We start from the raw sequence: 21,965 nt of genomic DNA, 5'->3' as shown, positions 1-21,965 counted from the left end.
ATGAACATCATGACCGAACAGTCCCTTGAGAATGCAGTGGGCGACAAAATGAACGCCAAGTCGAACGAAGTCATCAAGATGCGCGGCGACAAGGTCGGCGTGTTCTATGGCGAGAAGCAGGCGTTGTTCGACGTCAATCTCGACGTCCGCCAGAACCAGGTGACGGCGCTGATCGGCCCGTCCGGCTGCGGCAAGTCGACCTTCCTGCGCTGCCTCAACCGCATGAACGACACCATCGATTCGGCGCGGGTGACCGGCAAGATCACGCTCGATGAAGACGACATCTACGACAAGAACATCGATGTCGTCGAACTGCGCGCCCGCGTCGGCATGGTGTTCCAGAAACCCAACCCGTTCCCGAAGTCGATCTACGAGAACGTCGCCTACGGCCCGCGCATCCATGGGCTGGCCAAGCGCAAGTCCGACATGGACCAGATCGTCGAGCAGAGCCTGAAGAAGGCGGCGATCTGGAACGAGGTCAAGGACCGCCTGCAGGAGCCCGGCACCGGCCTGTCCGGCGGCCAGCAGCAGCGCCTGTGCATCGCGCGCGCCATCGCCGTGTCGCCGGAGGTGATCCTGATGGACGAGCCCTGCTCGGCGCTCGATCCGATCGCCACCGCCCGTGTCGAGGAGCTGATCGACGAACTGCGCCAGAACTACACGATCGTCATCGTCACCCACTCGATGCAGCAGGCGGCGCGCGTGTCGCAGCGCACGGCGATGTTCCATCTCGGCTATCTCGTCGAGGAGGGCGCCACCGACAAGATGTTCACCAACCCCGACGACAAGCGCACCCAGGACTACATTACCGGCCGCTTCGGCTGAGCCGTCCGGCGGGTGAATTTTCAGGCACGAGGACCAAGATCATGGGTGAACATACCGTCGCCTCCTTCGATGAAGAGCTCGGGCAGATCAGCAAGCTGATCCGCGACATGGGCGATCTGGCAGGCTCGATGGTCAGCGGCTCGACCAGGGCGCTGCTCAATTCGGACAATGCGCTGGCACAGCGTGTCGTTTCCGACGACGCCATCATGGATGCGCGCCAGCGCGAACTGGACGACCGCGCCATCACGCTGATCGCCAAGCGCCAGCCGATGGCCAACGATCTGCGCGCCGTGGTCGGCTCGATCCGCATGGCCGGCGACCTCGAGCGCATCGGCGATCTCGCCAAGAACATCGCCAAACGCGTCGGCACCGTGGGCTTGAGCGTCACGCCGCGCGACCTCTCGCACTCCATCGATGCCATGGCGCAGCTGGTGCTGATCCAGGTGCAAGGCGTCGTCGAGGAATATGCCGCCACCGATGCGGCAGCTCTTGCAAAACTCAGGAATGACGACGAGCGCATCGACGTCAAATACACGTCCGTGTTTCGTGAGCTCTTGACCTACATGATGGAAGACCCTCGCAACATCACCGCCTGCACGCATCTCTTGTTCTGCGCCAAGAATCTTGAGCGCATCGGCGATCATGTCACCAACATCGCCGAAAATGCGTATTATGTGCTGACCGGCCAGCAATTGCCCGCCAATCGTCCGAAGCAGGACGAGACGGCGATGGCCACGCCGGCCTGATGAGGGTGAACTGCCTATGATCGCGCCACGCATCATGGTCGTGGAGGACGAGGAGCCGCTAGGCGTGCTCCTCCGCTACAACCTCGAATCCGAAGGCTATCACGTCGAGGTGGTGACACGCGGCGACGAGGCCGAGATCCGCCTGCAGGAAAACGTGCCCGATCTCCTGGTGCTCGACTGGATGGTGCCCGCTGTTTCCGGCATCGAGCTCTGCCGGCGGCTTAGAGTGCGGCCCGAAACCGAGCGGCTGCCGATCATCATGCTGACCGCGCGCGGTGAGGAAAGCGATCGCGTGCGCGGCCTGTCCACCGGTGCCGACGACTATCTGGTCAAGCCATTCTCGACGCCGGAGTTCATGGCGCGCGTGAAGGCGCTGCTGCGCCGGGCCAAGCCGGAAGTGCTGTCCAGCGTGCTCAAGGTCGGCGACATCGTGCTCGACCGCGAGTCGCACCGTGTCTACCGCAAGAAGAGCGAGATCAGGCTCGGACCGACCGAGTTCCGGCTGCTCGAATTCATGATGCGCCATCCCGGCCGCGTGTTCTCGCGCAGCCAGCTGCTCGACAATGTCTGGGGCGAGACGATCTACATCGACGAGCGAACCGTCGACGTCCATGTCGGGCGCTTACGCAAAGCGGTCAACAACGGCCGCATGCCGGATGTCATCCGTACCATTCGCGGCGCCGGCTACGCGATCAGGGAAGACTAGGATGCTGCGCGTCGCGCCGTTGCCGGCCATTCAGGCGACATGCTTGCCGGATTTGGCCTGAATGCCCGGCGCGAAAATCTCCTGATCGACGAAGCCGAGCGCGCGCATGGCACAGCCTTCGCGGATCAGCGGCAGCTCGTTGGGCTCGGTGTCGAAGGAGATCGATTTCGAGTGCTGGCCGCCGGCGGTCTGGGCGATCGCTTCGCGCAATGCCGGCTCGATCAGGTCGAAGGCGGCGGCGCTGACGCCAACCATGGCGACAGGCGCCGGGTCGATCAGCGCAAACAGGCTGCCGAGGCCGAAGCCGAGCGCCTCACCGGCCTTGCGATAGGCTTCGCGCTCCGGGCCATCGGTTTCGCGGGCGCGCGCGGCGAGTGCGCGCATATCAGCGTCGCCGATATCGACCGGCTCGGCATCTTCGCTCATCATTTTGGCGCTGCGCCAGATGGCGTAGTTTCCGGCATAGGCCTCGACGCAGCCGCGCCGCCCGCAGCGGCAGAGCGCGCCGCCCGGACGGTGGATCATGTGGCCGAACTCGCCGCCGGAGGAATGGGTGCCGGTGAACAGTTCGCCTTTCAGCACCAGCCCCATGCCGATGCCGTGCGACAAGAGGATCGCGATGAAATTGTCGCGGTAGCGCTCGGGCTGGCGCCATTGCAGGGCCACCGCCATCATATTGCAGTCGTTCTCCATGGTGGCAGGAATGCCGAATTCCGCTTCCAACATGTCGGCGAAGGCAATGTCGGTCAGTGGCGTGATTGGCGACCACAGCATGGCCCGCGCCTGCGAATCGGTGATGCCCTGGATGCCCATGGCAATGCGGGCGATGCTCTGGACATCGAGGTCCGGGTCCGCGAGACGCCGCCCGACGATTGCTACGCATTCGCCGATCAGCTCGTCGCGCGGCATGGTCAGCGTGTCGAGCCGGCGCTGTTCTTCCGCGACCACCTGGCCGGCATAGTCGATGACGGTGACGGAGAGGAAGTTCAGCGACAGCACCACGGTCATGACCGCCGCCGCTTCCGGGTTGAGGCCAAGGCCGACCTGCGGCCGGCCGCGTTTCAGCGAGCCGGTCTCGCCAGGCTTGCCTTCAATCAGGATGCCTTCTTGAATTAGATCAGACGAGATTGCCGATATCGTCGAATGGCTGAGGCCGGTGGTCGCCGCAATCTCGGTCCGCGACGGCTGGCCGGCCCGGCGCACGGCCGAAATCACCATCGCACGGTTGCGACGGCGCAGATCGTCGTGGCGGATCCCAACCGACATTTGTTTTCCTCCCGGCCTCCTCGCGCCTCATGATAGTGAAGGCGTTCGACGGCACCAGCCAAATATTGGCAGACGCCGGCAGCCCTGTCATTGTTTATTGCGGAGCTCGAAAAAATTCGGCAACGCCATCAGAATCCATCATAATCGATGTTGACAGTGCCTTATCATTGAACCAGTATTTTTTCGAGGCTCGAAAAAATGGAGCCTCTTTGTGCAGGCCTTCGGGCCGGTTTTGTCGCGCCGTGGGCGGCGCAGGGAGGGTTATAATGAACAGATTTGCAGCCGCCATGCTGGCGGGTGTCGCCATGTCGCTGGCGCTGATGTCGGTCGCGCAGGCGAAGGACAAGGTCATCGGCGTGTCGTGGTCGAACTTCCAGGAAGAGCGCTGGAAGACCGACGAGGCGGCGATGAAAACGGCGATCGAAGCCGCCGGCGACAAGTACATTTCGGCCGACGCGCAGTCCAATCCCGGCAAGCAGCTGACCGACGTCGAAAGCCTGATCTCGCAGGGCGCCAACTCGCTGATCATCCTGGCGCAGGACGCCTCGGCCATCGGCCCGGCGGTGCAGAAGGCGCTGGACGAAGGCATTCCGGTCGTCGGCTATGATCGCCTGATCGAGAACAAGGACGTCTTCTACCTGACCTTCGACAACAAGGAAGTCGGCCGCATGCAGGCCCGCGAAGTGTTCAAGGCGAAGCCCGAAGGCAACTATGTCTTCATCAAGGGCTCGGGCTCGGATCCGAATGCCGATTTCCTGTTCTCGGGCTCGATGGAAGTGCTCAAGGAAGCCATCGACTCGGGCAAGATCAAGAATGTCGGCGAGGCCTATACCGATGGCTGGCTGCCGGCCAACGCCCAGAAGAACATGGAACAGTTCCTGACCGCCAATGACAACAAGGTCGATGCCGTGGTTGCGGCCAATGACGGCACCGCCGGCGGCGTTGTCGCCGCGCTGACGGCGCAGGGCCTTGCCGGAACGGTTCCGGTCTCGGGCCAGGACGGCGACCATGCCGCCCTGAACCGCATCGCGCTCGGCACGCAGACGGTGTCGGTGTGGAAAGACGCGCGCGAACTCGGCAAGAACGCCGCCGAGATCGCCTCGCAGCTTGCCGATGGCAAGAAGACGGGCGACATTGCCGGCGCCAAGGACTTCACCACGCCTGGCGGCAACACCGTCAAGTCGCTGTTCCTGACCCCCGTCGCGATCACCAAGGACAACCTCAACGTCGTCATCGACGCCGGCTGGATCAAGAAGGACGAAGTCTGCACAGGCGTCGCCGCCGGCAGCGTCGCGGCTTGCAACTGATCTCGACGACTTGAAGAAATGAGGCGCCGCGGCTGTCAAGCCGCGGCGTTTTCTCTACGAGAATTGTGTGTTTCCGCCATCGGCGGCAAACTTCTAGGCTGTGGTCCGGCATCCGCGCCAGACGGCAAGCCGCTGGAGGACATCATGACCGACACGACCTCAAATCCGCAGGCCGATACGGCACGAGCGTCTGAACTCGGCGCGGTCGCCCGGTTCCTGAAAGCGACCGAGCTCGACACGCGCATGCTCGGCATGGTCGGCGCGCTGCTGGTCATCTGGGTCGGCATACATATCCTGTCGGGTGGGCTTTTCCTGACGCCGCGCAATCTTTGGAACCTGTCGGTGCAGACGTCCTCGGTCGCGATCATGGCGACCGGCATGGTACTGGTCATCGTCATGCGCAACATCGACCTTTCGGTGGGCTCCGTCGAAGGCGTGATCGGCATGATCATGGGCGTGGCACAGGCCGAATTCCTGATTCGCGTCATCGGCTTCCAGCTTGGAAACCCCTGGCTCTGGGTCGTCGCGCTTGCCGCCGGCGTGGTGCTTGGTCTGCTGATCGGCGCGTTCCAGGGCTTCATCATCGCCTATATGCAGGTTCCGGCCTTCATCGTGACGCTTGGTGGCCTGCTGGTCTGGCGTGGCATGGCATGGCTCATCACCAGCGGGCGCACGGTCGCGCCACTCGACGCCACCTTCCAGCTGATGGGCGGCGGACCACGCGGCTCGATTGGCGCCGCTGCCAGCTGGATCGTCGGCATCGTCGCCTGCGCGGCGGTCGCCTTCGCGCTGCTCAACGGTCGCTCACAGCGCAAGCGCTTCAGCTTTCCACTGCGCCCCGTCTGGGCCGAGACCTTGCTTGGCGTGGTCACTTGCGCGGCCATCCTCGGCGCCGTGTGGATCGCCAATTCCTATCCATGGCCGATCGGCATCGTGCGCCAGTACGCACAGCAGAACGGCATCACCGTTCCCGAAGGCGGGCTGTTCATCGCGCATGGCATCGCCATACCGGTGCTAATGGCGGTGATTGTCGGCATCATCATGACGTTCATCACCAAGCGCACGCGTTTCGGCCGCTATGTCTTCGCCATCGGGGGCAATCCGGAGGCAGCGGAACTCGCCGGCATCAACACGCGCTGGGTGACCATGAAGGTGTTCATGATCATGGGTGTGCTGGCTGCAATCAGCGCGGCGATCTCGTCGGCCCGTCTCAATGCGTCAACCAATGCGCTGGGCACACTGGACGAGCTTTTGGTGATCGCGGCCGCTGTCATCGGCGGCACGTCGCTCGCGGGCGGCGCCGGAACGGTGATGGGCGCCATGCTCGGCGCGCTACTGATGCAGTCGCTGCAATCCGGCATGGTGCTGCTCGGCATCGACTCGCCGCTGCAGAGCATTGTCGTTGGCGCTGTCCTGGTCATCGCCGTCTGGCTCGACACCGTCTACCGCAAGCGCGTCTAGGGAGGAACGATTATGGAAAAAACTGCTCCCACCGGTACGCCACTGATCGACGTGCGCAACATCTCGATCGCGTTCGGTGGCATTCGCGCCGTCGACGATGCGTCCATCGATCTTTTCCCGGGCGAAGTGGTGGCGCTGCTTGGCCACAACGGCGCCGGTAAGTCGACGCTGATCAAGATCCTGTCGGGCGCCTACAAGCGCGATGCCGGCCAGATCTTGGTCAACGGCCAGGAGGCCTCGATCTCCAATCCGCGCGACGCCAAGAAATACGGCATCGAAACGATCTACCAGACGCTTGCGCTGGCCGACAATGTCGACGCTGCCGCCAACCTCTTCCTCGGCCGCGAACTGATGACCGCGTGGGGGACACTCGACGATGTCGCCATGGAGGCCGAGGCGCGCAAGGTGATGGGCCGGCTCAATCCGCGCTTCCAGCGCTTCAAGGAGCCCGTGATCAAGCTATCGGGCGGCCAGCGCCAGTCGGTGGCGATCGCACGCGCCATCCTGTTCAACGCCCGCATCCTGATCATGGACGAACCGACGGCCGCGCTTGGGCCGCAGGAGACGGCGCAGGTCGGCGAACTGGTAAAGCAGCTCAAGGCCGACGGCATCGGCATTTTCCTGATCAGCCACGACATTCACGACGTGTTCGAGCTTGCCGACCGGGTCTGCGTAATGAAGAACGGCCAGGTCGTCGGCACCGCGCTCACCACCGATGTGACGCAGGACGAAGTGCTCGGCATGATCATCCTGGGAAAGTGCCCGCCCGGCGCCATTCCCGGTCCGGGTGCGCTGAAGATCGCGGCCTGAGACCACGCTATCGTCAGCTGTCATGTTCACTGATGCTCGAGATCGATAAGCCGGCTAAATATGCATGATATGCCAGCTGTCATTATGGCTTGGCCGCGCCATTGTCTTGCCGCGGCGACTTGCCCATAAAGGTCCCGAACCGTCCATGGGCCTGCGTTGAAGAAGTTTTTCCCGATCCTTGCCTTCATTGCCGTTGCACTGATCAGCCTGACGATGGCGGGCTTCGCCTATTTCGCGACCCAGGAAGCGGCGCGCATCAAGTTCGAGGCGACGGCCGACGACGCGCTCAACCGCATCGAAAGCCGTATCGATCTGCATCTGTCACTGCTGCGCTCGACGCAGGCGCTGTTCGACGCCCGCAATGGCGAGATTTCAGGTAGCGAATTCAAGGCCTTCTTCAGCGCCCTCGATGTCGATAACAATTTCGCCGGCCTGCGCGGCATCGGCTATCTCAGGCTGGCCAAGACCGGTGACGAAGCGGCGGTCGAGCGCGACATGTTGCGCGACCGCGGCGCCGCCCACACGGTCTATCCGGACACGACACAGCCATGGCGCACGCCCGTCGTGCTGTTCGAGCCGCTCGACCCTGCCAACGAATCCACCATCGGCTACGACATGTTCACCGAGCCGGTGCGGCGCGAGGCGATCGAAAAAGCGATGGCCGATGACGCACAGCACGCAAGCGGTCTGGTCCAGCTCGGCCAGGACACTGGCGCGGCGCAGACCTTTACCGGTTTCCTGGTCTTCGTCAGGCTCAATGTCGAAACCGCGCCGGATGGTATCAATGCGTCCAGATCATCGACATCAGGCCTTCTCTACGCGGCCTTCCGCGCCCGCGACCTGTTCCAGACCGCGCTCAGCCGCACGCCTTTGCTGCCGGTCAACACCGCGGTCTATGACGGCACGGCCGACGCCGACAATCTTCTGTTCCAGTCGGAAACGCCGCCGGTTGCGAGCTTTGGCGACAGGCTGTTGGTGACGCGCAAGATCATCGTCGCCGGTCGGCCGTGGACGGTGCTGTTTCGGCCGACAAGTGCATTTTCGCAACCGTCCTCGCGCGCCATTCCGGTCATGCTCGGGCTGTTCGGCCTGCTTCTGGCCGGGGCCATCGCGTTGGTGGCGCGCTACCAGGAGCGCGCCTACGACGCCAAGTCGCTGCTGCATGAAACGACGGAAAAAAGCCTGCTCGAAAAGGATTTGATGCTGCAGGAGATGAAGCATCGGATCAAGAATTCGATCACGCGGGTGCTGGCGATTGCGCGCCAGACGGCAGCGCAAGCAACCGACGTGAAGGAGTTCTCAACTTCCTTCTCAGCCCGCCTCCAGGCAATGGCGGCTTCCCAGGATATGCTGACGCGTTCGCGCTGGCAGAAGGCCGATCTTGGCGACCTGCTGCGCATCGAGCTCGGCCAGGTGTTCGGCAAGGAGCTTCCGGAAGGGATATTGTCAGGGCCTCAGGTGCTGCTCGACGAGAGGACGACGCAGGCGCTTGGCCTGACCTTTCACGAACTGGCGACGAATGCGCTGAAATATGGCGAGGCCGGCAATTCCGTGGGTGCGCTCAAGGTCGACTGGTCGTTCGAGGGGCGCGGGTCCGAGCGGATGCTGGTTCTGAACTGGCGCGAGGCCGGGCAGAAGGAACTCGAAGCGCCGGCGAAGACCGGCTTCGGCACCAAGCTGATCGACCTCAATGTCACGCGCGAATTGCGCGGCACGATTGCCCGAGATTTTCGCATCGATGGGCTTACGGTGGAAATCAGGATCCCGCAGCCTGATGCAGTCAAACAAACGGAGACCGGCTGACCGGTCTCCGTCGCGATTGTCTGACGCTTTTGAAGCGGATCAGCAGCGAGCGGTGTAGAGCCGGCCGCGATTGTCGCGATACTGGCAATAGCCGTTGCGCAGGTTGCGCACCAGCAGGCCGGAACCGGCGCCAACGGCTGCGCCGATCAGCGCACCCTTGCCGCCGCCGATCAGTCCGCCGGCCAAAGCACCGACACCGGCGCCGACACCGACATCCTGCTCGGTCGTGCTGCAGCCGCTGACGGCGACCACCGTAACCATGGCAATAATCAATTTCCGCATAGAATCTCTCCTCACTTTTGTCCTCACTTTAGTAAGCTCCAGCCGCTATTTAGCACGAAACAGCAGCCTTTGCCCGCTCGATCTTATTGTTGGCTAAGAGAGTCTTTTTCGCGGCGCGTGGCGTTCGACGCGACCACGACACTGGAAATCTGCAAAGACGCGTCGAGGGTGCCGTCCGGGCGCACGTTCCAGACGATCTGGTCGTAATCATCCTCCAGCGCGGGGTCGACCGTAAGACATTTGGCAACGACGTGCTCGGCCTGACCCTGCACGTCGCCGGCAGCGAATGGACGTTCTGCCGTGCATGCTTCGGCGGTTTCGAAAACACTGACCGGCACCGGCAGTTCACGACATTCGGTCATGTTGTTCGAACAGCCAATTACCAAAAGCAAAGCGGCGATGTGTTCCACGGCGATACGTCCTCTCGCCATAAGAACGGTCCACAGCCGTCAAAGTTCCTGTGCCGAAAGGGGCGTTAATAATTGGTCGGCTACGAGCTGGACAGCTTCTGAGCCAGGCTGCTTGGGAGCAGCGTGAACCTGAGCATCTGGCTCAGGCCAATTGCGACGCCACGATCAGCACAACAGCGGCGAAGCGAAGCAAGGGGTGCCAGGCGTGCTGCAAAGGCGAGGCTGAAGCATCAGGATCCTGAAAGCCGCTCATCGAGACCCGCGCGGCCTGCTCCAGCCTGTTCATATCGGCCACCGTCATGATCATTCCTCCCATACTTGCGTTGCAGGCCGCGGCCGAACATCGGTTGAATCGGTCAAGATCCAGCAATCTCTGGGAACCACAGCATCGGATTTTATGGTGAACAGCCGGTTAAGGAATCCCGCCGCTCATTCGGTTTCGAAATTGCCGTGCGGAACCACCAGGCGATATTCGAGGCGGTCACTGGTGATCTCCAGCGTCGCCGTGCCGTTCAGCGATGCCGGCACGACACGTTCGAGGGCAACGCTGCCGAAGCGTTTCTCGGTGCGTCTGTTATCATTGGCGACAATGGCCTCGACCCAGGTCAGCGACAAAGCCGGCTTGTCGGCGGCCTCTGCGACGTTCGACAGATCGGCAGTTACCTCGACAAAGCCGTCCGGCCGCGCCAGGGCGCCGTAGCTGAATGAATTGACGGCGAGTTCGTGCATTGCCAGTCCGATATGAATGGCGGCGTTGGGATTGAGGTAGGGGTTGACGCCATTGAAGCGCAGGCTCTGCGCGGGATCGGCGCCGTAGCGAACGACCTGGCCGCGGATAAGCTCGCGAAGTGCTGCACCCCGCCAGTTCGACGACGTTACCAGATCCTGGGAGGAAGCCAGTGACTGCAGGCGGCCGCGAAAGCGCTTCAGGAAATCGTCGGGTGTCTCGGAATAGCGGCCGGTCTGGGTGGCAATACTCTGGATGATGGCCAACAGGTTCTTGGAGCGGTGGCTGACTTCGCGCAACAGCGTCTTCAGCGTCTGTTCGCGGCGTTTCTGCTCGGTGGTTTCCACCATCGTGGTGACGACGCCCTGCACGTCGCCGCGATGGCCCCGATCGGCATCGACCCATACCTGGAACCAGCGCATGCCATCACCGGTGGGAACACTCAGTTCAAGGCGTTCCGGATTGCCGGAAGCGATCACATTGCTTTTGGCGGCGGCGATTTGCTCAGCTTGCGCCGGTGGCAACGCGCCGTTGCTGTCGGCTGTGTCGGAAACCCACGGCGCACGCATGTTGCGGGCCCATACAGTCTTCAATTCACGATCCTGATAGAGGACGGAAATGCCGGCATTGTGCAGAGCGTGAAGCAAGGCCCGGCCAAGCTGCATTCCGCTTTCAGCCGGGTGCAGTGCGATCACCTCGTCGCCCTGTCCGCTCTCGCCTCCGCCAATGGAACGCATCAATCACCTGTCCACCTGATCAGGACCGAACGATTCACTTGGACTCAGTTCCTGAGTAGGTCCCCAGAAAAGGTCCGCCGGACGATGTCCCGTTGGAGGACATCGCCCGGCGGTGGCTGGAAACCGTTTGAGGGGTGCGGCTTCCAGTGTTCTTCGCCCGCTCCTACGATGCCCGTCTGAACAGGCCGGCCAGAAGCGAGATGACGAGGAAGGCGAGAAAGATGAAGAACAATATTTGCGCGATACCGGCCGAGGTACCGGCGATGCCGCCGAAACCAAGCGCGCCGGCGATGATCGCCACGACGAGAAATACGAGCGCCCAGTAGAGCATGATCTGTCTCCTTCCGATACTGGATCAAGAACGTGAGTGATTGCTGTTTGTTCCACCATTTGCCGAAAAAGAAGGTCTTTGGAAGAGGCCCGGACGCGAATTGATTCGCGCGCGTGAGCGCGATACGGCGCGACGGGCAGCCGCCGATCGCCGGGTTAGGCGATCGCCAGTGCCGCCAACGCTGCGAGGCGGCGAAAAGTTGGAGATTGAAGGCCCTACTTCACGCGGCGGCCTTGGCCTGCCGGTCGAAGAACAGCGCTTGGCTGATCAGCGCCTTGACCATGTCGGGATTGAACGGCTTGGTGACGAGGAAGGCCGGTTCAGGCCGCTCGCCGGTCAGCAGACGTTCGGGGAAGGCGGTGATGAAGATTACCGGCACCGAAGTCGACGACAGGATTTCGTTGACCGCATCGATACCCGAGCTGCCATCGGCAAGCTGAATGTCGGCCAGCACCATCTTCGGCCTTGTCTTGCCGAACATCGCCACCGCCTCGGTATGGGTGCGCGCGGTTCCGACCACGTGGTGGCCGAGGCTCTCGACCATTTCCTCGATGTCCATGGCGATCAGCGGCTCGTCCTCGATGATCAGCACATCGGTCGCCACCTGGCGAGAGATCTCGTTGCTCGCCTGGGCAAGCAGTTCGGAGAATTCCTTGGCGTCGACATCGAGAATTTCAGCTGCCTCGTCTTCACCGAAGCCTTCGACCGCGACCAGCAGGAAAGCCTGGCGTGGCCGTGGCGCAATGGCGTTCAGATTGGCGGCGGCGCGCTGCTCCCATGCCGATTGCGCCTGCTCCTGCGGAACGCGGATGGCAATGGAGGTGAACAGTTTGGCGAATACCTTGTAGAGCGCGATGCGGTCGCTTGACGCTTGCGGGAAGATGTCGACGTCGGCGATGATGGCTTCGAGCATCGCGGCGACCAGCGCATCGCCACTCTCCTGCGATCCGGATACGGCGCGTGAAAAGCGGCGCAGGAACGGCAGGTGCGGAGCGATGGTTGCGGAAAGGCTCATGGTAGACGTCTCCCTCAGATGACGTGATTGCATAGATTACAGGTCAAGCTGATTGCAAGCCCCAACACCCAAACGCGGGTTTTGCGAAAAAGTTCCGACACTTGTGGAACGAAACTGCACGGGCGACGTTTGTGGTGCGATGGGCAACCAGACGAGGGGGCCGCTTTGCGTTGTGTAATGGGGCGGCTCGGGGCGCTGGATTTAAGGGCGAAATGAAGGACATGAATAAAGAAACGCTGGCTGGCGCCGCTGACAGGCGCCGGGCCAATTCCGGCGACCCGCTCGGGGCGAATTCGGAAATTGGCCGTAAACTCAAACAGTATTATGACGAGCTGGTCTCGGACAATGTGCCGGATCGCTTTGCCCAGTTGCTCAGCCAACTGGAAAAGGCCGAACCCGCACAGAAGAAGGACTGAGGCATGGCAGCTGTCTCACAAGGGTTCAAGACCGACCTGCTCGGCTCGATCCCGAGCCTGCGGGCTTTTGCCGTGTCGCTGACGCAGAATGCCGACAAGGCCGACGATCTCGTGCAGGAGACGCTGGTCAAGGCTTGGGACAAGCATGAGAGCTTTCAGCCCGGCACCAATCTCAAGGCATGGCTGTTCACCATCCTGCGCAACGAGTTCTATTCCCAGATGCGCAAGCGCGGCCGCGAGGTGCAGGACAGCGACGGCATCATGACGGCCAGGCTTGCCGTTCATCCGGCTCAGCACGGCCAGCTTGACCTCAAGGATTTCCGCGGCGCGCTCGAGCAACTCCCCGAGGACCAGCGCGAAGCCATCATCCTCATCGGCGCTTCAGGCTTTTCCTATGAAGAGGCCGCCGAAATCTGCGGCTGTGCGGTCGGAACGATCAAGAGCCGGGTCAGCCGGGCCCGCACGCGGTTGCAGGAGATCCTCAAAATCTCCGGCGAAGACGAATACGGGCCGGACGCGATCTCGTCCCAGGTGACGGGTTCAAACGCTGCCTGACGGCGGAGGCCCCGTTTGCGGGCCTGGGCTCTCTACACATACGCATCGAAGATATCTCAGACTGGCGCGCGGCCGCAGGCCGCCGCCAGAGCCTCGACGAGATCGGTCCCCGAATAGGGCTTGGTGACCAGGCGGATGCCGGGAAAAGACCCTTTGATCTCATCGGGGTCCGAATAGCCGGAGGCAAAGACAAACGGCAGGCCCGATTGGCGCAGCCGCGCGGCGAAATCGAGTGTGGACGTTCCGCCCAGCATGAGGTCCACGATAGCGGCGTCGAACTCGCCAACGACCTTCTGCTCATCGATCTCGGCCAGAGCGCGGGCAATCACTACGTCGTTCGCGCCATGGTCGCGGCAAAGCTGCTCGACATCCATGGCGATCAGGAATTCATCCTCCAAGACAAGAATTCGCAATCCCTCAAGCAATGGCGGCACTTGGCAATCTCTCCTCAATTCTTGCAGCATCGGGTACCGTGACTCCAGTCAACCGCATCGTGGACCTTGGGGGATCGGTCAGGCCTTAATCCGAAAAGTTCGCCCACCGGCTCTACTCCACAAGCGAGCTTCGAATTCGCCTCAGTGGAGTGTAGCGAGTCATGATCGCTATTTGCCATCCTGTCATTTAAAAAAGACATGCCATCGGCAGCGGAACCGCGGCCTTGCAAAGGCGTAGCACTCAGTCTCTGGCAAGAGACTTTCGAAAGAGGGATCGAAATGTCTGGCCAGAATGGTCGTTCGTTTTCCAGCCGTCAGTACCCATGCGAGATCTGCCCGCTTCGGCCATTGCCGGTGTTCCGGGAATTCGAGAAGCAGGAGCTTGCCTATGTCAGCATGTTCAAGAAGGGCGAACTGGCCGTCGACAAGGGCGCCACAGTGCTGGTCGAAGGCAGCCAAAGTGCTCATCTCTACACCGTGCTTTCGGGCTGGGCCTTCCGCTACAAACTATTGTCGGACGGCAGGCGCCAGATCCTGAACTACTCCATGCCCGGCGATCTTATCGGGCTGCAGGGCAGCCTGATGGGCGAAATGCAGCACTCGGTCGAGGCGCTGTCGCCCATGCTGTTGTGCGTCTTCGAGCGTGAAAACCTGCACGAGCTCTACCGCAACCATCCGGGCCTTGCTTACGACATTACCTGGCTGGCGTCGCGCGAGGAGCGCATGCTGGACGAGAACCTGCTCAGCGTCGGTCGGCGCACGGCGGTCGAGCGCACCGCCTATCTCATTGCCTTCATCGCCAGCCGCGCGGCGGCAGTCGGGCTCAACGGCAAGGCGCCGGTGCAAATCCCGATTACCCAGCAGCATGTCGCCGATACGCTCGGCCTGTCGCTGGTCCACACCAACAAGACGATCCGCAAGCTCATCGATCGCAAGCTGATCGCTTGGCGCGACGGCGGTTGCGAAGTGATCGACGGGGAGGGGCTGAAGGATCTCGCGCGCTGGGAGGGCCTAAGCGAAGGCCGTCGGCCGCTGATCTGACAGGCAGGCCTCCATCTGGGGCTGGACTCGCACTTGCAAACACCCTTTCATGGATACGGTCTCCGATTTCGGAACCATGATGTGTGTCGGGCGTTTGAAGCCAAGCAAACGCAAGGAGTTTAGAATGGCAACTGCCGCAGGAAAAACCGCCAACGAAAGTCAGACGAACGCCGACCTCGAGGCCGACATTCGGCAGTTGAAGGCGGATATCGAAAAATTGACCAAGCAATTGGCCAAGACCGGCGAACATGGTTACGGCACGGCGCGGCGCGCTGCTGCCGAAGGCGTCGACCAGTTGCGCGCGCAGGGCGAAGCCGTCTTCGACAGCCTGCGTGGCAACGCCAAGGATCTTGAGGCCCAGATCACGGCCAATGTGCGCGAGAAGCCGGTAACTTCACTGGCGATCGCGGCCGGCGTCGGCTTCCTGTTTGCGCTTCTTGCCCGGCGCTAGTTTCGACAGAGATGGGCATGCTGGCACCGCTTATCTCGGCCTTGGCCTCGGGTGAAGCCATTGCCGCCATGCGCCGCGCGCGCACGGCGGCAATCGTCTATGGGCTCGCCGCCGTGGCTGCCCTGTGCGGCCTCGGGTTTCTCCTGGGGGCGGCCTACATCTGGGCGGCTGACCGTTACGGCTCGATGGCCGCCTGTCTCGGCTTCGCGGCCGGTTTCCTGGTAACGGCCGGGCTTATCGTGCTCATTCATCAACTTGCGGCCGGAACGCGTGCGCGCCGACGTGCGCGAAGGCGCAATGCCGACCTGAAGGCGCTCGGTATCACCGCGGCGCTTGCCGTGCTGCCGGCCTTGCTCAAGGGGAAAGGCGGGAAGGGCGTCATTCTCGGCCCGATGATCGCGCTCGCGGCCTATGCCATCTACCGCGAGAACGTCAAACCGGATCCGGGCGATCCAGACAGCGAAGCCGACTAAAGCGCGTCGCGCTGATACGCTGTTCCCGGGAAAACCGCTTCGCACTTCTGAAATTGCTTTAAGCCGGCAGATCTTCAAGCGGCATCGATATTTCGGCGAACACGCCTTCGCTGCGGAATTCGTGGGTCACTTCGCTCGATAAAACCTTGGCGAGGCTGCGGCGGATCAGGATAGAGCCGAAGCCCTGGCGTTCCGGCGGGTCGACTTTCGGCCCGCCGCTTTCGCTCCAGGTCAGCACAAGGCGGCGCGCGCCTTTCTTGCCCGCCGCCTTCCAGTCGACATCGACCTTCCCCGAGCCAACCGACAGCGATCCGTATTGCAGCGCGTTGCTGGCCAGTTCGTGCATGATCAGGCCGAGCCCCACCGCCTGGTCGGGCGAAAGCAGCAGCTCCGGACCGGAGATCACGATGCGCGGCCGTTCTGCCGAATCGAACGGCTTCACCTCGATCTGCATCAGTTCGCGAATACCGATGCCGCGCCATTCGCGATCCGACAGCAGGTTATGGGCAGCGCCCAGCGCCTGCAGCCTGGCGCCGAAGGCTTCCAGGAATTCGCTTGGGCGGCGAGCGTGGCGAACGGTCTGTGTGGCCAGCGCCTGCACGGTCGCCAGCGTGTTCTTGACCCGATGGTTGAGCTCGCGCAGCAGCAGCCTTTGCCGGTCCTCGCCGAGCTTGCGTTCCGAGATGTCGTAGTTGACGCCAAAGATAAGCGTCGGCTTGCCTTCGCCGTCGCGCTCGATGACGCGGCCGCGGGTGACTATCCAGCGCGGCGGATCGAAGCCTTTGACCCGGTATTCGCCGAAATAGTCGTCGCTGCCGGTCAGGGCATCGCGAAAGCGCGTCTCGGTCTGGTAGACGTCGCGCGGGTCGATGGCGGCCAAAATGTCGCGCGCCCGCAGCCGGTTCGAACGCGGCAGGTTGAACAGCTCCGACAAACGCACGTCGCATTCGATCATGTCGGTGCGGATATCCCAGGCCCAACTGGCGAGCGAGGCGGCATCGAGCGCTATGGCTCGGCGCTTTTCCTCCTGCGCCAAAGCAGCCGTGGCAATGGCGCCGCTGCGGGTGGCGTCCTTGAGGGTAAACAGGCTGGCGGCGAGGCTGGCCAGCGATTTCAAATGATCGAGCGCGGCAGCGGACGGAAATTCATGCGGCTCCCGGTCGAGCACGCACACCGTGCCGACGCGCGCGCCGGCGACCACCATCGGCGCGCCGACATAAAAGCGGACATGGTGTTCGCCGGTGACCAGCGGGTTGCGGGAGAAGCGAGGGTCGATGCTGGCATCCGGCACCACCATGGGCTCGTCGCCGGCGGCAATGGTATGGGCGCAGAACGATATGTCGGTCGCGGTTTCGGTCTCGTCGAAGCCGACACAGGATTTGAACCACTGTCGTTCGGTGTCGAGCAGCGTGACGAGCGCGATCGGCGCCTGCATCACGGCTGCGGCAAGGCCGGTGATGCGATCGAAGTCGGGATCGGAGTCGGTGTCGATCGCGTCAAGCCTATGCAGTACGGCAAGCCGCTCCGGCGCCGCCACGGCGCGGCGGACCTCAACCGGCAAACCAGCCTGCTTCGCCACCTTGCTATCCACCAAGCCCCCTCTCTTGCAGGCCCCACCTGCGGTGGCGCGCATCTCGCGCGGCCGTCGTCGCGCGCCGGAACTTTTGTAGCAAGCAATCGTTACCCCACCATGCTTCGCTGGCGATGGTTTTATCCACCATCCCGGTTGCGCGACAGGAACGCCGCCAATGACCAAGATCGCCCCTGAAAACAAAGCCCGTCAGGGGCGCTGGGGTTGGCACGGCCTGCGCATATTGGTCGCCGGGTTGCTCCTGGCTTTCATTGCTTGGGGAGCGGCCGAGATTTATGGCCAAAAGATCGATCCAGATACCCCTGAAAGCCAGGGGCAGCCCACCGGCCAGAGCGCGCCGGCCAACCAGAGCGCGCCAGCCGGCGAGGGGCAGTCGGGCGGCTAGGGTTTTCCGCGTCATTCGTAATCGCATCAGGCGGCCTTCGCCTGGGCGGCTTGCGCCGGAACCAGGACGTTCAGTGCGCCAGGGTGGATCTGGATTGTCGTTTCGCGCTCCAGCTTGACCAGTTCGCCGTCGATGACGGCGCCGAATTTCTTGCTCCCGGTATGGATCGTCACGATTGCCTTGTCGGCCTGATGAGTTTCGACATGATCGCTGTCGCGCCACCTGCCTCGAGCCATGTCGAAGAGCGCCCTGACCAGCTCGCCACGCTGCCGCGCCACGGTTACATAGATGCCGAGCACGCCGCCGGCAGGATTGTCGGCATAAGGCAGATGGCCTTCGCCAAACAGATTGTTGGAAATGCCGATGCCGCTGATGCGGGTCACGATTTCGGCTTCGCCGACCGTCAATGTCACCTTCATGGCTGGAGGATTGTTGATCGTCGTCCAAGCGGCCTTGGCCGAAGCGCGAATCTTTCCCAGGCGCGAGGCGAATTCCATATTGTCGCGCAGCTTCACCATCCTGGCGTGCAGGCCGATCGAGAACTGATGCACGAACGGCCGGCCATTCGCGCTCGCGATATCGACCGCCATGATCTCGCCGTCGGCAAAGGACTTCAGCGCGCCATCGATGGTCTGCGGAATTCCAAGGCCGCGGGCGAACAGGTTCATGGTTCCTGCAGGCAGGACGGCCAGCGCCTTCTTGTCATTCATCAGCCGCCCCGCGGCGGCCGAAATGGTGCCGTCGCCGCCACCGGCCAGCACGACGTCGATGTCGCGCCGCGCGGCGACCTTGTCGAGCGCCGCGACAATCTCCTTGCCGGCGACGATGTCGATATCGACGGAGTGACCAGCCGCCTCGAGCGTCTGGCGCATGCGGTCTGTTAGCGCGGAAAGATCGGTGGTCCGCAAGGTGCCGCCGTCCCGGTTCAGCACCGCTGCAAATCGCATGCCCCGCTCCGTATTCTTTTTAGCGGCCGGAATGCCAGCCGCAGGCTGAAACGGGCAAGCTTGGCAAAGGTTCCATCGGCCGGGCGGAATGTCGGGCGATTCCGCGGACTTGCCCAGGGTATTTCGATGCTCCCGTTTTTTCGGAACAAGCGCCTTGTCACAACGTTGTGATCCCATTGGAGGCGCCGCCTTCGGTCTCCCGGCAAGTGGTTTGCCGATTGCGGCGCGCATGAGATCACGCAAGAGGAGACTTAATCATGATCCGCACACTGTTCGCGACGACTGCACTCGCAACGCTGATCGCTACCGGTGCGTTTGCGCAGTCAACGACGGCCCCGGCGACGACCCCAGCGCCGGCTGAAGCCCCTGCTACCATCGCGCCGGCGCCGCAACAGGCCGACGGCGCGCTGATGACCAATATCATCGGCGAGTCCGTCTACAATGGCACTGGCGACGATGCGCAGAAGATCGGTGACGTCAGCGACGTCGTCCTCGATGAAAACGGCCAGGCGAAATCCGCCATTATCGGCGTTGGCGGCTTCCTCGGCATAGGCAGCAAGAACGTCGCCTTCGACTACGGCAAGTTGCAATGGGTCGAGAGGAATGGTGACCGCTGGCTCGTCGCCGAGACGACGAAAGAAGCGTTGACGGCGCTGCCCGATTTCGACCGCAAGCCCTACGATCCGGCCCCGGCCACTGCTTCCACGGCGCAGAACGACCCGCAGAAGCCGGTTGATCTCAACGCCGCGCCGTCAGAACCGGCGGTGAAACGCGCTGACGGCAATCTCGCAACCAACATCATCGGCGAGAATGTCTACAATGGCACTGGCGACGATGCCCAGAATATCGGCGACGTCAACGACATCGTGCTGACCAAGGATGGCAAGGCGCAGTCGCTGGTGATCGGCGTCGGCGGCTTCCTTGGCATGGGTGAAAAGAATGTCACCTATGATTTCGCCAAGGCGCAGTGGGCCGAAAAGAACGGCGATCGCTGGCTGGTGGCGCAGACCACCAAGGAGGAACTGCAGGCGCAGCCTGATTTCGACCGCAAGCCCTATGATCCGGCGCCGGTGACGACAACGTCCGACGCGACGCAACCGACTGCTCCGGCTGCCCCGACGGCCGTTGCACCGGCTGACAATGCTCAGCCCGCGGACAAGACCGCGGAAGCTCCGGCCGGTACAAAAGCCACCGATCCGACGCAAACGGCAGCGATCGACAAGTCCACACTGACCGAAATGCCGGTCGGTAACATCAGAGGCGACGACCTGAAGGGCACCACCGTCTATGGCGCCAACGACGCCAAGGTCGGCGAGATCGGCGACGTCGTGCTCACGCCCGACAGCAAGCCGGATGCCGTCATCATCGATGTCGGCGGCTTTCTAGGCATCGGCGCCAAGGAGGTCGCGGTCGGCATGGACAAGCTCAAATTCATGACCGACAAGGACGGCAACAAATATCTCTACACCAACTTCACCAAGGAGCAGCTGCAGGCGCAGGCTGCGTATGACAAGGGCAGCTATGCCGAGAAGCGCGACCAGCAGCGGATGATGGTACAGTAAGGGAATAGGCAGTAGGGATTGGGCAGTAGGCGAAACCGAGTGACGAGGCAATCAGGCCGCCAGAACATTCTACTGCCTACTGCCTACTGCCTACCACATATCCACCACCCCTTCGTCCGTCAGCTCTGCAAGCGCCAACGACTGGTCAAGATGCTCGGCGCGCCAGGCAAGCAGTCGCTCGGCAAATTCAAGCCGCACGCTGAGATAGGCCGGGTCGGCGGCAACGTTGGCCAGTTCGCCCGGATCCTTCTGCATGTCGAAGAGCAGCGGCGGCAGGCCGCCGCCGAAATGCACGTATTTGAATTTTTCCGTACGGATGACGGCGAGGTTGCACTGGCGCGAGCCGATGCCGAAATGCCGTTCGGCCTCACCGCTGGCAATCGAGCGGAAGTCGAACTCCCAATGCGCCGCGTAGCGCCAATCCTTAGGCGGTTCATCTTGCAGGAACGGTTTTAGCGAGCGGCCGTCGAGATGCAGCTGGGCGTCGGCGTCCAGCAGATCGAGCAAGGTCGGGAAGATGTCGACGGCCTCGGTGAAGTGGTTGACGGTCGAGCCGGCTGCATTGCCGTGACGCGGGTCGCGCACGATCAATGGGATGTGATAGCTGCCGTCGAAGAAGCCGCCTTTGCCCAGCATGAAATGGTCGCCCATCATCTCGGCGTGGTCCGAAGTCAGCACGATGATGGTGTCATCCCATGCATTCGCCGTCTTGATCGCTTGCCAGATGCGGCCAAGCTGCGCGTCGACCTCCGAGATCATGCCGTAATAGATCGCGCGGATGGCCCGGATGTTGTCGTCGCCCCAGTCGCGCACGTGGCCGTCGGTGCCGGGGCGGAAGCTTCTCCGCTTCTGGCGACCAAGGTCGTAAGCCAGATAGGGATGCCTTTGCGCCTCGGCCTGCCAAGTCTCGACATGGCGGAAGGGCGGTCCGTCCGCCGGATCATACAGCGTGTTGTAGGGCCGCGGTACGACAAAGGGCGGATGCGGGCTGATGAAGGAGACATGCGCGAACCATGGCGAATCCTGTTCGTCCAGCCAGCGAATGAATTCGCCGGCAAGAAAAGCGGTCGGCGTCTCGTCCCTGGAATAGACAGGCGGCGCGCTGGTCACGGCGTCGCCCGCTTCCCCGCCTACGGGGCGGTGAATGCCGGGAGAGCCCGCGCTGGTGTCGACGCCACGTGCCTTCAGCCATGACAGCCATGGTTTCTGATGCTCAGGCAGGAACTGGCGAACGCTGAAGCCGGGCAGCACGCCCTCATAGCTTTTCAGCCGGGGATCGCCCGGCGCCATCGTGCGCGGATCGGGCGAGACGTCGGTGTAGCCGAACAAAGTCGGATCATAGCCGAGGGCGCGGGCCGAAAGCGCCATGTTGCCGTGGCGGGCGTCGAGCGGCGTGCCGTTGCGGCAGACGCGATTGTTCATCTGGTAGAGGCCGGTGTAGAGGCACGCGCGGGCCGGCGAGCAGGGCGCCGCGCCGCCGTAATGCCGCATGAAAAGGACGCCTTCGGCGGCGAGCGCATCGGCATTCGGCGTCTTCACCACGGCATGGCCGGCAGCCGACAGGCAATCGCCCCGCCATTGGTCGCAGGAGATCAATAGGATGTTCGGGCGTCTGCTTTTCGCGGCCAATGCTCTATCCTGTCACGTCGGGAAGACGTTCAATGAACCGGAATTTGGCGGCAGC

The 21,965-nt window shown here is 62.6% G+C and carries 25 protein-coding genes; 14 read left to right on the top strand and 11 right to left on the bottom strand.

The features are described 5' to 3' along the window. Genes pstB through phoB form a run of 3 tightly spaced genes read left to right on the top strand, consistent with a single transcriptional unit; the run spans position 1 to position 2,277 of the window. Positions 1-825, top strand: coding sequence for a phosphate ABC transporter ATP-binding protein PstB (pstB, locus tag NKJ88_RS20945; protein WP_023670110.1), 825 nt, complete (start codon positions 1-3; stop codon positions 823-825). Between the two features lie 41 nt (positions 826-866). Continuing rightward, the gene (gene phoU / locus NKJ88_RS20940) at positions 867-1,571 is read left to right on the top strand and encodes a phosphate signaling complex protein PhoU (protein WP_023670109.1); all 705 of its coding nucleotides are present in this window, start codon (positions 867-869) and stop codon (positions 1,569-1,571) included. A 16-nt stretch (positions 1,572-1,587) separates the two neighbouring features. Then, positions 1,588-2,277 (top strand): phosphate regulon transcriptional regulator PhoB, encoded by a 690-nt coding sequence (gene phoB / locus NKJ88_RS20935; protein WP_031193203.1) that lies wholly within the window; start codon positions 1,588-1,590, stop codon positions 2,275-2,277. A gap of 30 nt (positions 2,278-2,307) precedes the next feature. Here phoB and NKJ88_RS20930 read toward each other — a convergent pair whose 3' ends face one another. Further along, the gene (locus NKJ88_RS20930; protein ID WP_023683969.1) at positions 2,308-3,543 is read right to left on the bottom strand and encodes an ROK family protein; all 1,236 of its coding nucleotides are present in this window, start codon (positions 3,541-3,543) and stop codon (positions 2,308-2,310) included. A gap of 266 nt (positions 3,544-3,809) precedes the next feature. Here NKJ88_RS20930 and xylF point away from each other — a divergent pair, with 266 nt between their 5' ends. The 4 genes from xylF to NKJ88_RS20910 all read left to right on the top strand — a co-directional run bounded on the left by xylF (position 3,810) and on the right by NKJ88_RS20910 (position 8,924). Next, positions 3,810-4,850 carry a D-xylose ABC transporter substrate-binding protein gene (gene xylF / locus NKJ88_RS20925; protein ID WP_023683968.1) on the top strand — a complete coding sequence of 347 codons (1,041 nt, stop codon included), beginning with the start codon at positions 3,810-3,812 and terminating at the stop codon, positions 4,848-4,850. Positions 4,851-4,994: 144 nt separating this feature from the next. Next, positions 4,995-6,311, top strand: coding sequence for a sugar ABC transporter permease (locus NKJ88_RS20920; RefSeq protein WP_023683967.1), 1,317 nt, complete (start codon positions 4,995-4,997; stop codon positions 6,309-6,311). Positions 6,312-6,323: 12 nt separating this feature from the next. Then, positions 6,324-7,121, top strand: a complete 798-nt coding sequence (locus tag NKJ88_RS20915; RefSeq protein WP_023824993.1) for an ATP-binding cassette domain-containing protein — start codon at positions 6,324-6,326, stop codon at positions 7,119-7,121. A gap of 156 nt (positions 7,122-7,277) precedes the next feature. Then, positions 7,278-8,924: a CHASE domain-containing protein gene (locus NKJ88_RS20910; protein ID WP_023670103.1), complete on the top strand. Its 1,647-nt coding sequence runs from the start codon at positions 7,278-7,280 to the stop codon at positions 8,922-8,924. Positions 8,925-8,963: 39 nt separating this feature from the next. Here NKJ88_RS20910 and NKJ88_RS20905 read toward each other — a convergent pair whose 3' ends face one another. The 6 genes from NKJ88_RS20905 to NKJ88_RS20880 form a co-directional block, all read right to left on the bottom strand. Further along, positions 8,964-9,206: a YMGG-like glycine zipper-containing protein gene (locus NKJ88_RS20905; RefSeq protein WP_023683965.1), complete on the bottom strand. Its 243-nt coding sequence runs from the start codon at positions 9,204-9,206 to the stop codon at positions 8,964-8,966. An 83-nt stretch (positions 9,207-9,289) separates the two neighbouring features. After that, positions 9,290-9,616: a hypothetical protein gene (locus NKJ88_RS20900; RefSeq protein ID WP_023670101.1), complete on the bottom strand. Its 327-nt coding sequence runs from the start codon at positions 9,614-9,616 to the stop codon at positions 9,290-9,292. Positions 9,617-9,758: 142 nt separating this feature from the next. Continuing rightward, positions 9,759-9,917 (bottom strand): hypothetical protein, encoded by a 159-nt coding sequence (locus NKJ88_RS20895; RefSeq protein ID WP_023706297.1) that lies wholly within the window; start codon positions 9,915-9,917, stop codon positions 9,759-9,761. A gap of 128 nt (positions 9,918-10,045) precedes the next feature. Further along, positions 10,046-11,080, bottom strand: a complete 1,035-nt coding sequence (locus tag NKJ88_RS20890; protein ID WP_023670099.1) for a sensor histidine kinase — start codon at positions 11,078-11,080, stop codon at positions 10,046-10,048. Positions 11,081-11,243: 163 nt separating this feature from the next. After that, positions 11,244-11,411: a DUF1328 domain-containing protein gene (locus NKJ88_RS20885; RefSeq protein WP_023670098.1), complete on the bottom strand. Its 168-nt coding sequence runs from the start codon at positions 11,409-11,411 to the stop codon at positions 11,244-11,246. A gap of 220 nt (positions 11,412-11,631) precedes the next feature. Continuing rightward, complete coding sequence (locus tag NKJ88_RS20880) at positions 11,632-12,426, bottom strand: response regulator (protein WP_023670097.1); 795 nt, start codon at positions 12,424-12,426, stop codon at positions 11,632-11,634. A 212-nt stretch (positions 12,427-12,638) separates the two neighbouring features. Here NKJ88_RS20880 and NKJ88_RS20875 point away from each other — a divergent pair, with 212 nt between their 5' ends. Both NKJ88_RS20875 and NKJ88_RS20870 read left to right on the top strand, forming a co-directional pair. Continuing rightward, complete coding sequence (locus NKJ88_RS20875; RefSeq protein ID WP_023670096.1) at positions 12,639-12,842, top strand: NepR family anti-sigma factor; 204 nt, start codon at positions 12,639-12,641, stop codon at positions 12,840-12,842. 3 nt (positions 12,843-12,845) lie between these two features. Then, positions 12,846-13,397 carry a sigma-70 family RNA polymerase sigma factor gene (locus tag NKJ88_RS20870; RefSeq protein WP_023670095.1) on the top strand — a complete coding sequence of 184 codons (552 nt, stop codon included), beginning with the start codon at positions 12,846-12,848 and terminating at the stop codon, positions 13,395-13,397. A 56-nt stretch (positions 13,398-13,453) separates the two neighbouring features. Here the strand turns inward: NKJ88_RS20870 and NKJ88_RS20865 are convergent, their stop codons facing one another. Beyond that, the gene (locus tag NKJ88_RS20865) at positions 13,454-13,771 is read right to left on the bottom strand and encodes a response regulator (protein ID WP_050485906.1); all 318 of its coding nucleotides are present in this window, start codon (positions 13,769-13,771) and stop codon (positions 13,454-13,456) included. A gap of 339 nt (positions 13,772-14,110) precedes the next feature. On the opposite strand from NKJ88_RS20865, the gene NKJ88_RS20860 reads away from it, so the two are divergent. From NKJ88_RS20860 to NKJ88_RS20850, 3 genes are all read left to right on the top strand, one after another. Beyond that, on the top strand, positions 14,111-14,872 hold the full coding sequence (locus NKJ88_RS20860) for a Crp/Fnr family transcriptional regulator (RefSeq protein WP_023670093.1): 762 nt from the start codon (positions 14,111-14,113) through the stop codon (positions 14,870-14,872). 124 nt (positions 14,873-14,996) lie between these two features. Further along, on the top strand, positions 14,997-15,323 hold the full coding sequence (locus NKJ88_RS20855) for an ElaB/YgaM/YqjD family protein (RefSeq protein WP_023670092.1): 327 nt from the start codon (positions 14,997-14,999) through the stop codon (positions 15,321-15,323). Between the two features lie 11 nt (positions 15,324-15,334). Beyond that, positions 15,335-15,796: a hypothetical protein gene (locus NKJ88_RS20850; RefSeq protein WP_023706299.1), complete on the top strand. Its 462-nt coding sequence runs from the start codon at positions 15,335-15,337 to the stop codon at positions 15,794-15,796. A gap of 58 nt (positions 15,797-15,854) precedes the next feature. Here NKJ88_RS20850 and NKJ88_RS20845 read toward each other — a convergent pair whose 3' ends face one another. Next, entirely contained in the window at positions 15,855-17,387 is a 1,533-nt protein-coding gene (locus NKJ88_RS20845) for a sensor histidine kinase (protein WP_023751665.1), read from the bottom strand. 157 nt (positions 17,388-17,544) lie between these two features. On the opposite strand from NKJ88_RS20845, the gene NKJ88_RS20840 reads away from it, so the two are divergent. Beyond that, on the top strand, positions 17,545-17,772 hold the full coding sequence (locus tag NKJ88_RS20840; RefSeq protein ID WP_023735212.1) for a hypothetical protein: 228 nt from the start codon (positions 17,545-17,547) through the stop codon (positions 17,770-17,772). A gap of 26 nt (positions 17,773-17,798) precedes the next feature. Here NKJ88_RS20840 and NKJ88_RS20835 read toward each other — a convergent pair whose 3' ends face one another. Further along, on the bottom strand, positions 17,799-18,719 hold the full coding sequence (locus NKJ88_RS20835) for a diacylglycerol/lipid kinase family protein (RefSeq protein WP_023751666.1): 921 nt from the start codon (positions 18,717-18,719) through the stop codon (positions 17,799-17,801). Positions 18,720-18,976: 257 nt separating this feature from the next. Here NKJ88_RS20835 and NKJ88_RS20830 point away from each other — a divergent pair, with 257 nt between their 5' ends. Next, positions 18,977-20,281, top strand: coding sequence for a PRC-barrel domain-containing protein (locus tag NKJ88_RS20830; protein WP_023706302.1), 1,305 nt, complete (start codon positions 18,977-18,979; stop codon positions 20,279-20,281). A 90-nt stretch (positions 20,282-20,371) separates the two neighbouring features. Here NKJ88_RS20830 and NKJ88_RS20825 read toward each other — a convergent pair whose 3' ends face one another. Then, on the bottom strand, positions 20,372-21,910 hold the full coding sequence (locus NKJ88_RS20825; RefSeq protein WP_352445253.1) for an alkaline phosphatase family protein: 1,539 nt from the start codon (positions 21,908-21,910) through the stop codon (positions 20,372-20,374). Positions 21,911-21,965: the final 55 nt, after the last annotated feature.

It is taken from the genome of Mesorhizobium sp. M0016 (genome assembly GCF_040324035.1).
Taxonomy (GTDB): Bacteria; Pseudomonadota; Alphaproteobacteria; order Rhizobiales; family Rhizobiaceae; genus Mesorhizobium.
Note: the sequence above shows the minus strand (reverse complement) of the source record. Positions and strands in the feature narration are given on the sequence as shown.

What these genes read in the sequence shown, in the direction of transcription:
- pstB (WP_023670110.1), top strand. Translation starts at nt 1, where the DNA reads ATGAACATCATGACCGAACAGTCCCTTGAGAATGCAGTGGGCGACAAA.
- phoU (WP_023670109.1), top strand. Translation starts at nt 867, where the DNA reads ATGGGTGAACATACCGTCGCCTCCTTCGATGAAGAGCTCGGGCAGATC.
- phoB (WP_031193203.1), top strand. Translation starts at nt 1,588, where the DNA reads ATGATCGCGCCACGCATCATGGTCGTGGAGGACGAGGAGCCGCTAGGC.
- NKJ88_RS20930 (WP_023683969.1), bottom strand. Translation starts at nt 3,543, where the DNA reads ATGTCGGTTGGGATCCGCCACGACGATCTGCGCCGTCGCAACCGTGCG.
- xylF (WP_023683968.1), top strand. Translation starts at nt 3,810, where the DNA reads ATGAACAGATTTGCAGCCGCCATGCTGGCGGGTGTCGCCATGTCGCTG.
- NKJ88_RS20920 (WP_023683967.1), top strand. Translation starts at nt 4,995, where the DNA reads ATGACCGACACGACCTCAAATCCGCAGGCCGATACGGCACGAGCGTCT.
- NKJ88_RS20915 (WP_023824993.1), top strand. Translation starts at nt 6,324, where the DNA reads ATGGAAAAAACTGCTCCCACCGGTACGCCACTGATCGACGTGCGCAAC.
- NKJ88_RS20905 (WP_023683965.1), bottom strand. Translation starts at nt 9,206, where the DNA reads ATGCGGAAATTGATTATTGCCATGGTTACGGTGGTCGCCGTCAGCGGC.
- NKJ88_RS20895 (WP_023706297.1), bottom strand. Translation starts at nt 9,917, where the DNA reads ATGACGGTGGCCGATATGAACAGGCTGGAGCAGGCCGCGCGGGTCTCG.
- NKJ88_RS20890 (WP_023670099.1), bottom strand. Translation starts at nt 11,080, where the DNA reads ATGCGTTCCATTGGCGGAGGCGAGAGCGGACAGGGCGACGAGGTGATC.
- NKJ88_RS20885 (WP_023670098.1), bottom strand. Translation starts at nt 11,411, where the DNA reads ATGCTCTACTGGGCGCTCGTATTTCTCGTCGTGGCGATCATCGCCGGC.
- NKJ88_RS20880 (WP_023670097.1), bottom strand. Translation starts at nt 12,426, where the DNA reads ATGAGCCTTTCCGCAACCATCGCTCCGCACCTGCCGTTCCTGCGCCGC.
- NKJ88_RS20875 (WP_023670096.1), top strand. Translation starts at nt 12,639, where the DNA reads ATGAAGGACATGAATAAAGAAACGCTGGCTGGCGCCGCTGACAGGCGC.
- NKJ88_RS20870 (WP_023670095.1), top strand. Translation starts at nt 12,846, where the DNA reads ATGGCAGCTGTCTCACAAGGGTTCAAGACCGACCTGCTCGGCTCGATC.
- NKJ88_RS20865 (WP_050485906.1), bottom strand. Translation starts at nt 13,771, where the DNA reads ATGGATGTCGAGCAGCTTTGCCGCGACCATGGCGCGAACGACGTAGTG.
- NKJ88_RS20860 (WP_023670093.1), top strand. Translation starts at nt 14,111, where the DNA reads ATGTCTGGCCAGAATGGTCGTTCGTTTTCCAGCCGTCAGTACCCATGC.
- NKJ88_RS20855 (WP_023670092.1), top strand. Translation starts at nt 14,997, where the DNA reads ATGGCAACTGCCGCAGGAAAAACCGCCAACGAAAGTCAGACGAACGCC.
- NKJ88_RS20850 (WP_023706299.1), top strand. Translation starts at nt 15,335, where the DNA reads ATGGGCATGCTGGCACCGCTTATCTCGGCCTTGGCCTCGGGTGAAGCC.
- NKJ88_RS20840 (WP_023735212.1), top strand. Translation starts at nt 17,545, where the DNA reads ATGACCAAGATCGCCCCTGAAAACAAAGCCCGTCAGGGGCGCTGGGGT.
- NKJ88_RS20835 (WP_023751666.1), bottom strand. Translation starts at nt 18,719, where the DNA reads ATGCGATTTGCAGCGGTGCTGAACCGGGACGGCGGCACCTTGCGGACC.
- NKJ88_RS20830 (WP_023706302.1), top strand. Translation starts at nt 18,977, where the DNA reads ATGATCCGCACACTGTTCGCGACGACTGCACTCGCAACGCTGATCGCT.